The sequence below is a fragment of the Acidovorax sp. BoFeN1 genome, from assembly GCF_003345135.1.
Classification (GTDB): Bacteria; Pseudomonadota; Gammaproteobacteria; order Burkholderiales; family Burkholderiaceae_C; genus Acidovorax; species Acidovorax defluvii.
Window position 1 is genome coordinate 1 of the sequence record NZ_QOZT01000122.1, and the last position, 8,591, is coordinate 8,591.

General features: G+C 67.6%; 5 protein-coding genes and 1 tRNA gene. 2 read left to right on the forward strand and 4 right to left on the reverse strand.

Annotated elements, in window-relative coordinates; translation table 11 throughout:
- The first annotated feature begins 99 nt into the window (after positions 1-99).
- Both DTW89_RS17915 and DTW89_RS17920 read left to right on the forward strand, forming a co-directional pair.
- Positions 100-1,728 (forward strand): ABC transporter permease, encoded by a 1,629-nt coding sequence (locus DTW89_RS17915; RefSeq protein ID WP_024816186.1) that lies wholly within the window; start codon positions 100-102, stop codon positions 1,726-1,728.
- A gap of 343 nt (positions 1,729-2,071) precedes the next feature.
- Positions 2,072-3,484 carry a phospholipase D-like domain-containing protein gene (locus DTW89_RS17920; RefSeq protein ID WP_114656915.1) on the forward strand — a complete coding sequence of 471 codons (1,413 nt, stop codon included), beginning with the start codon at positions 2,072-2,074 and terminating at the stop codon, positions 3,482-3,484.
- Between the two features lie 404 nt (positions 3,485-3,888).
- On the opposite strand, the gene DTW89_RS17925 is transcribed toward DTW89_RS17920, so the two are convergent.
- From DTW89_RS17925 to DTW89_RS17940, 4 genes are all read right to left on the reverse strand, one after another.
- Positions 3,889-3,963: transfer RNA gene (locus DTW89_RS17925), tRNA-Arg, on the reverse strand.
- A gap of 260 nt (positions 3,964-4,223) precedes the next feature.
- Entirely contained in the window at positions 4,224-4,559 is a 336-nt protein-coding gene (locus DTW89_RS17930) for a hypothetical protein (protein WP_114656918.1), read from the reverse strand.
- 13 nt (positions 4,560-4,572) lie between these two features.
- Positions 4,573-4,860 carry an ADP-ribosyl-(dinitrogen reductase) hydrolase gene (locus DTW89_RS17935; protein WP_114656916.1) on the reverse strand — a complete coding sequence of 96 codons (288 nt, stop codon included), beginning with the start codon at positions 4,858-4,860 and terminating at the stop codon, positions 4,573-4,575.
- A gap of 357 nt (positions 4,861-5,217) precedes the next feature.
- The coding region (locus DTW89_RS17940) for a translocation/assembly module TamB domain-containing protein (RefSeq protein WP_236637204.1) at positions 5,218-8,591 on the reverse strand (3,374 nt) is incomplete at its 5' end.

The following is an 8,591-nucleotide window of genomic DNA, read 5'->3' on the forward strand; positions in this document are numbered from 1 at the left end:
GGTCTGGCAGGGCGGGTCGAATGCTTAAAATTCGCATTTGCATTCCTGGTCGCCCTGTGGGTCGGTAGTGCCCTTTCCCTATTTGCCGAGCACCCTGTCTTGCACCGCACCCGCTTTTCCTTATCCACCTTGCCCCTGATCCTGCTGGTGGGCCTGCTGGCCTTGCCCGTGCTGGCGCTGCTGGCATCGTGGCTGCCCTGGGGCGTGGTGCAGGCCGACACCGGCGCCATCCTGCGCGAGATGGCCAGCACTGTGCTGCCTGGCTACGTCTGGACCACGCTGTGGCTGGGCCTATGGGTGGCGGTGGGCGCGGCCGTGGTGGGCACGGCCACGGCAGCGGCGGTCACGCTGTTCGAGTTCCCGGGCCGGCGCGTTTTTGAGTGGCTGCTGCTGCTGCCGCTGGCCATGCCGGCGTATGTCACGGCCTATGCCTACACCGACTTTCTGCAGTTCAGCGGGCCGCTGCAGGTAGGGCTGCGCGAGACCTTCGGGCTGGAGGGGCGCCTGCTGCCCGAGGTGCGCAGCCTGTGGGGCGCCATCTGGGTGTTTACTTTTTCGCTGTATCCCTATGTTTACCTGCTGGCGCGCACGGCGCTGGGCGAGCGCGCGGCGCACCTGATGGAGGCCGCACGCCTGCTGGGCGCGCCGCTCTCTCGGCGCATCACCTCCATCGCGCTGCCGCTGGCGCGCCCGGCCGTGGCCGCGGGCGTGGCGCTGGCGCTGATGGAAACCCTGGCCGACTTCGGCGTGACCAGCTACTTCGGCATCCAAACCTTCACCACCGGCATCATCAAGGCCTGGCTGTCCATGGACAACCGCATTGCCGCCGCGCAGTTGTCCACCATGCTGCTGGCCCTGGTGCTCGTGCTGCTGTGGCTGGAGCACCGTGCCGAGCGGCGCATGCGTTTCACTGCCAAGGGCACCGGCCACGCGGGCGCCACCGAGGCCCAGCCCGTGCCACTGCGTGGTTTGGCGCGTGGCCTGGCCTGGGGCGTGTGTACGCTGCCCGTGTTCATGGGGTTTGTGGCGCCGGTGGCCTTCATGCTGCGCCCGCTGGCGTCGGACTGGTCGGTGCTGCCCTGGAGCCGTTTTCTCGAATGGGCCTGGAACAGCGTGCGGCTCGGTGGCATCACCGCCGGCCTGGCCGTGGCCGTGGCGCTGGCGCTGGCCTTTGCCGTGCGCCGGAGGCCCGACCTGCTCACGCGCGGCGTGGTGCGGCTGGCCAGCGTGGGCTATGCCGTACCAGGCGCCGTGATCGTGGTGGGCTTGCTGCTGCCGGTGGGCTGGGTGCAGGCGCACTTTCCGCATTGGGGCGTGGGCGCGCTGGTCACCACCACGGCGGTGGGCATTGTGTGGGCGTATCTGGTGCGTTTTTGCGCAGTGGCGCTGCAATCGGTGCAAAGCGGCTATGCGCGCATTCCGGCCAGCCTGGACGACTCGGCCCGCATGCTGGGCGCGGGCAGCGCGCGCCTGATGGCCAATGTGCACTGGCCGCTGCTGCGCCGCTCTACCGCCGCCGCTGCGCTGCTGGTGTTTGTGGACGTGATGAAAGAGCTGCCCGCCACCATGGTGCTGCGCCCCTTCAACAGCGACACCCTGGCCGTGGTGGCCTACCAGCTGGCGCGCGATGAGCGACTGGGCGAGGCTGCCCTGCCTTCGCTGGCGCTGGTGGCGGTGGGGCTGGTGCCGGTGATCCTGCTCAGCCGCACGCTGCGCGGCCGCGCCTGAAACCCGCCGGGCTCTGCGGCCCGGCGCTGTTGCCCAGCGGCCGCCATGCGCCGTCGCTATGCTTGGGCACCATGCGGCTGTTTGCACCAACTCACCCCCCGCCTGGCAACGCCCGGTTTATTGGGCCTTTTGAAGCGTGCCACCCCGTTCGGGCTGGGCTTGTCGAAGCCCTTTCGCAAGCCCGGGGCGAACGGGGTTCTGGCGTTGCAATCCACCGTGCCATGCCAAGGGCTCGGGCCGCAGGAGCAGGCCACTGGATGTCCACCACCGGCTGTGCCACCCCGGGCGGCTCGGCCCGCCTGGCGCCGCCGTGTGGGCACATGGCCACGCCACAAGGTGCCGCATGACCGACTTCGTGCTGCTGTCCGGCCTGGGCCACGCCATGCTGGTGGTTGCTGGCTTGCTGGTGTATGTGATGTTCACCCGCATCGACCACCAGCGCCGCCATCCCTCTGCGGCGCTGGCGTGGGTGCTGGGCATCGTGGCGTTTCCCTATGTGGCGCTGCCATTGTTTTTGCTGCTGGGCTCGCGCAAGTTTGCGCGGCCGCTGCGCACGCTGCACCGGCCCGGCACTGCGACAACGCTCAGCCACGCGGCGACGGGCGAGGGCCCCGCCTGGGCCACGCACCTGCTGGCGGGCATGGACCTGGCGCCCGCCGTGCGCAACGCCCATGTCCACTTCCACGAAGACGGCCCTGAGGCCCTTCAGGCCTTGCTGGCCCTCATCGACTCTGCCCGGCATAGCCTGGACGTGTGCACCTTTGTGTTCCACCACGACGAGGTGGGCGACCGCGTGGCCCAGGCCTTGGTGCAATGCGCCCAGCGCGGCGTGGCCACGCGGCTGCTGGTGGATGCCGTGGGCAGCCTGCACACGCCGGCTGCCGTGCTGAGCCAGCTTGCCCGCCAGGGCGTGACAGTGCGGCGCTTCATGCCCCTGCTGCACAACCCCATGCGCGGGCGCACCAACCTGCGCAACCACCGCAAGGTCGCCGTGGCCGACGGGGCACGCCTTTGGAGCGGCGGGCGCAACCTGGCCAGCGAATACTTTCTGGACCGCCCCGGCAAGCCCGCCTGGCTGGACCTGAGCTTTGATGTCGAAGGCCCGCTGGCTGCGCTGGCCCAGGCGCAGTTTCGGGCCGACTGGCGCGCCGCCACCGGCCGTGTGCGCTTCACCCGCCACCTGCCGCCACCGCGCCATGCTCTGGTCGGCCCGCCCGGCGGCGCGCTGGCCCAGTGGGTGCCCAGCGGGCCCGATCAGCCCGACGACACCGTCTATGCGCTGCTGCTCACGGCGGCTTATCACGCGCAGCGCCGCATTGTGGCCATCACGCCGTATTTCGTGCCCGACGAGGCCCTGCTCGATGCCTGGTGCATTGCCTGCCGGCGCGGGGTGCAGGTGCACCTCATCGTGCCCGCCCGCTCCAACCACCGCCTGGCCGACCTGGCCCGCGAACGCGCCCTGCGCCAGCTGTCCACCGCGGGCGCACGGGTGTGGCTGGCCCCCGGCATGGTGCACGCCAAGGCGGTGGTTATCGACGACAGCATGGCGCTGACCGGTTCGGTCAACCTCGATGCGCGCAGCCTGTTCCTCAACTACGAACACATGACGGCCTTTTACGACCGCGAGCAAGTGCAATGGCTGGCCCACTGGTGCGCCCGCCACATCGCCACCGCCCAGCCACACCACGCACGCCAGCCGTCGTGGCTGCGCGACATCGCCGAGGGCGTGGTGCGGGCGGTGGGGTTTCAGCTGTAGGGCGTGCCCGCTGCAGGCGAGGGTGCGCAGCAAGGCAAGCGCGGCGAACGCGGCCCGCGCATGGTTAAGTTAACTCCTTATTTGATAGCTGCTTGCGCTTATGAATAAAGGGCTAGAGGCCGATTTGACTCAATATCTGTCAACGGAGTGTTTTTCCCTGCCTTCGGCGTCTCTTCCCGATCAGTCATGCGCCTGTCTTCATGTCGGTTGCGGCGGAGCATTCACCACGCCTTGGAGGCGCGGCATGCGCGCTATACGGCAATGCAGGCATTTGTCCGAGGCGCGATGGGCCCATTGCAACTGGCTTCAACGCCTCGCAGCATGTTGTTGCATGGATCCAGGCCGCTTCTCACAGGGGAAAAAGAAAAAGGCCGGAAGCTTGCGGAAGCTTCCGGCCTTGCATGTGGTCCCCTCGACAGGAATCGAACCTGTATCTAGCGCTTAGGAGGCACTCGTTCTATCCATTGAACTACGAAGGGTCTTTCAGAGTGCCTTTATAAATCAATGACTTGCGAATGCTTTTGTCATTGATCTGGCCTTGAATTGAGCGCTGGGTGGTACGCGCTTCCCATTGTATCAACGGGTGCTGAACGGTCAGTCCTACTCCACCATAGAGTCACGATCCGTGCGCGATGACTACACGACCCATGTCAATCTGAGGTTGTCAGGGCAGGCTGATTGCACCCAGCGCCGGCAGGTAGAACAAAAAACCGCCTCGGCGGGCGGTTCTTTTTAATGGTTAAGCAGCTTTGCGCCACTCTTCCAGTCTATGGTCTACCTCTTCTGCTTTGTTCGTGTGGTGGCTCATCACTTCACGCAACCCTTCCGGCGCGAAGCGTTGCAGTATGTCGCGCATCAAAGGCTGGTATCCAACACCATGATGCGCGGCGATAAGCTTGTACGCTTCAATTAAATTCTTGGGTAGTCGAATCGAAATCGACTGCATCCCCAAGCTCTCTTCAATGGCCCGCTCCATATCGGCAGGCGCAACTGCTGCATGCTCCATTGAGCACCCCAGCGTGCCGTCTTCCCAGGCGGCATCCGTGCTTTCAATGCGTTTCACAGCTTTGTTCATAACCAACTCCTTGTTAACGCCCCTTGGCGTCATAAATGCTCTGAGCAATCGTGTCGGCGTCATACGCCGTGCGGAGAAACACTTTCCCTTCACGAAAGATGAACACAATCTTCAGCGGCCTCCCTTTGTTCGTCGGGGCAACAAACCAAAGCGTGGGAGGGTCGCTCTTGTGGTCCTCTCTGTCATCGACCAAAAAAATGCCGCACTTGTTCCCGAACGCCTGCTCAACTTCACGCCGATCCACTTGATGCTTATCCCGCAATTTTGTCAAGATGGTGTCGGAGATCACAAGATTGTTCATGCGTCATGGGGAGATGTTGGAGCCGCTGATGATACACCGGCGTGTATATACATGCCAGCGTATCAGGAATGTGGGGTTGTATATACGTCATCCCAAGGGTGCACATCAACATTCAACGCTTACGCCACTCACAAGGCGCCACATCCTCCACTGCTCGCAGCCTCGGCCCCGCCGCTTGGGCTTCGGCCTGCACTCAGTGCAGGTGTTGATGGCGCCAAGAGTAGGGCTTCCATCGAAGGTTCGTTGATACGTAATTGATACGGTGACCCAATTTTCCCTCTGTAGTATCCCCTTGAACTACGAGGAGGCAGCCGGCGATTGTAGAGGCTGGGCGGGGCGCCGGTTTTCGCGGTGAAATCAGTCGTAGCGCACGGTGTAGATGATGTCCACGGCGCTTTTTTCGCCTGTCTGGCCGCGCAGTGTGAGGCGGCGCGAGAGGTCGTAGAAGATGTAGAGCGTGCCCAGCGTGCCCGACAGGCTGCGCTCGTAGGTCACATACATGTCTTTGGAAAGGCGCTTGCCGAAGGTGAGCGCGGCGCTGGTGGCGTCTTCGCCGGTGCCGGGGCCCTTGAAGCCGATTTCGTCCAGGCCCAGGCGGCTGGCCACCTGGGCAGTGGGGTTGCTGCCGCCGCCGCGCCCCAGCAGGGTCAGGGCGGCTTGTTGCAGCACAGCGGCTTCGGCGCCGCCGTTGGCCGCATCGCGGCCCAGCACCACCCACGACAGTTTTTCGGCGTCGGGCATTTCGGGGTCGGAATATAGCCGCACACGGGGCGACAGGGCCGAGCCGGTGACCTGCACGCCCGCGCGCACGCTGATGTTGGGGCGCAGCGCCAGAATGTCGAGCGCAGCGTTGTTGTAGGGGCCGTTGAAGCGGATCAGGCCTGTCTCCACGTCCAGCATCTGGCCCCAGGCGCGGTAGCGGCCCGCGTCGGTGCGCACCTCACCCGTCACGCGGGGTGGGGCACCGGGCACGGTGCTGCTGCGGATGTCCAGCTCGCCGGTGAGGCGCGTGGTGATGCCCTGGCCCTGCAGCGCAAAGTCGCGGCCCAGGTTGAGGGTGATGGCAATGGCAGGTGGCCGGGGGGTTTCGGCTTGCGCTGCTTTCTGGTTGGCGCGGGCGGCCACCTGGGCCTTGGCCTGGTCTGCGCGGTCTTTGGCGGCCGAGCGCACCACCACGTCCGAGCCCAGGCTGGGCGCTGATTCGTCGGGCAGGATGATGGTGGCCCGGTCGGCGGTGAGCTTGCCGCGCACGCTGAACTGGCCCTGTTGCAGCTGCGCCTGCACCTGGCCCGACACGCTGACCTGCCGGTCGGCGCGCACCAGCACCTGCAGCGCGCGGGCCTCGGCCGTGATGTCCATGGCAATGCCCGACATGCCCTCATTGGGCTCGCCCCAGCTCAGCCGGCCCGAGCCCGTGAGCGTGCCGCCGTCTTGCGGCGCGGGCGTGCGGTTGCCGCTGAAGCCGGCAATGCGCGCGTTGCTGCCGCGCCCGCCTTGCAAGCGGAATTCGGTGATGTCGAGCTGATTGCCGCGCAGTGTGGCGCGCAGCTTGCCGCCCTGCAGGTCTACCCCATCGACGATGGAACGCACGGCCAGGCCGTCGGCACCCAGCGTGCCGGCCCAACGGGGGGCGTTGCGGGTGCCCGAAAGGGTGGCGTTGGCGTCGAGGGTGCCGCGCACGCGCCAGCCCGGTGGAGCCAGGGCCGACCACACGCCCACATCGGGAAGGCGGGCGCGCACGGTGGCGGCCAGCGGAGCATCGGGCGCCCAGGTGACACCCGCCAGTGCGTTGCCCCCCGCCGGCGAGTCGCCCAGGGTGAGGCGGGTGTTGGCGGTGGCATCCATATCACCGGCGCGGTCGCTGGCCCAGAGCAGGCGCGCGCGCAGGGCGTCGCCTTCGGCCTCCAGCGTCAGTTCGGCCTGGCGCACGCCGGCAGGGCTGCCGGGCTGCGGGGTGGTGATGGAGGTGGGGCTGCCCGCGCCGGTGCCCTGGCCAGAGCTTTGCAGCACCGTGACCGGGGCAGTTTCGCCGGTGAGGATGCGCAGGTCACCGCTGGTGCGCCGCAAGCTGGCCTGGGCGCGCAGCGTGGAACCGACATCCACGTTCCATTGGCCCTCCAACACCATGTTGCCCCCCAGGCCCAGGCGGGCCAGCAGCGGCTGGGCCGGTTTGCCAGCCACTGCGGGCGTCCCTTCCAGCCCCAGCGCATCCAGCCATGCAAAGGGCAGGCCTTCCAAGCGGCCCTGGCTTTGCAGGCGCATTGCCGTGCCGGGCCCTGCCTGGTAGCGCGTGGGTTGCCATTGCAGCGCCACGCTGCCGGGCAGCGGGCCGGTAAGGCGGGCCTGGCCCGCCGCAGCCTGCAGCGCCACCGTGCCAGGTGTGGCGGGTGGCTGGCCCAGCTGCGCCGTCAAGGCCAGGGGCTGCAACAGCTCCAGTGTCCAGGGGCCGGGGCGTTGGGTGTCTTGCGCCTGCATACGCAGCTCGTTCACCTGCGCTTTCCACAGCGCGGCGGATGCCAGCCCGCCCGCGACGCGCGTGCGCAGCGTGGTCTGCAGTGTGCCCGTGCGCAGCGTGCCGTCCAGTGCCAGCGTGGCCTGCCGCAGCGAACCCGCCAGTTCTGCCCGCAGCGATTGCAACTGCACAGCGGTCGCCGTAGATGCGTTGCCCGGCGGCAGGGTCAGGTCGAGTTGCGGTGCGGTCAGCGTGGCCTGCAGGGTGAACGGGGTTTTGTCCGCGGGCGGCGCCGTGCCTGTCCGGGCAGCCTGCAGCTGCTCTGCCAGGCTTTGCCAGCCGCCGGTCCAGCGGCTGGTCAGTTGCGCCTGGCCCTTGATCGTGGCTCCTTGCAGGGCCGTGGCCAGGCCCGGCAGGCTGGTCAGCCAGCGCTGGGTGCGGTCGGCGTCGGTCCACTGCACTTGCAGCGATCCGGCACCGGTGCGGGGGGCCATTGCACCCGTGGTCTGGGCGCTGGCGCCGGGCACTGTGAGTTGCAACTTCCCTTGTGCGGATGGGGTGCCCAGCGCCACCCGCAGGTCGGTGGCCTCCAGCCGGGCCTGCATGGCATCGACCAGCAGGCGTTCCAGTCGCACCGTGCCGCCATTTTCTTGCGCCTGCCACTGCCCCTTGGCTTGCAAGGCATTGATGCGCAGCGCAGGGGCGCGTGGCGCTCGCGGCGCTGTGGCTTTGCTGGCCTGGATGTCGGCCGTGAAAGCCATGCTGCCGTTGCCCTGGGTTTGCGCTACCACGCTACCCGAGAGCGGCGCTGCCGCCAGCGCCGTGTGCAGCGCCTCGGGGGGCAGGTTGCGCAGCTGGGCCTGTCCGTCGATGGCGCCCGTGGCGGGCGTGTAGTGGCCTTGCAGCGTGGCCGTGCCTTTGCCCACGCTGGCCGTAGCGTCGGGAATGCTCCAGCGCGTGCCATCCCAGTTGGCGCTGGCGGCAAGGGCGGTGAGCGGCAGGCGCGATTGGTCCCATGGGCCTGCCAGCTCGTTGTTGATTTGTGCCTGCACGGCCCAGCCAGGAGTGCCTTGGTCCGCGGTGGGGCCGGCCTGCAGCGTGCCGTTCAGCTGCGTGGCGGGCGCTTGGGGCCACAGCGTGGCCAGGTTGACGGCGCGCAGCGTGGCGCGGGCCTGCTGCACCGGCTGAGGCGCCCACGGGGCCAGCGTGGCCTGCAGAGCGGCCTGCATGGCTTCGGGTACGGCGGCGGGGGTGGATGGGGTGCGCTGCCGGGTAGGCG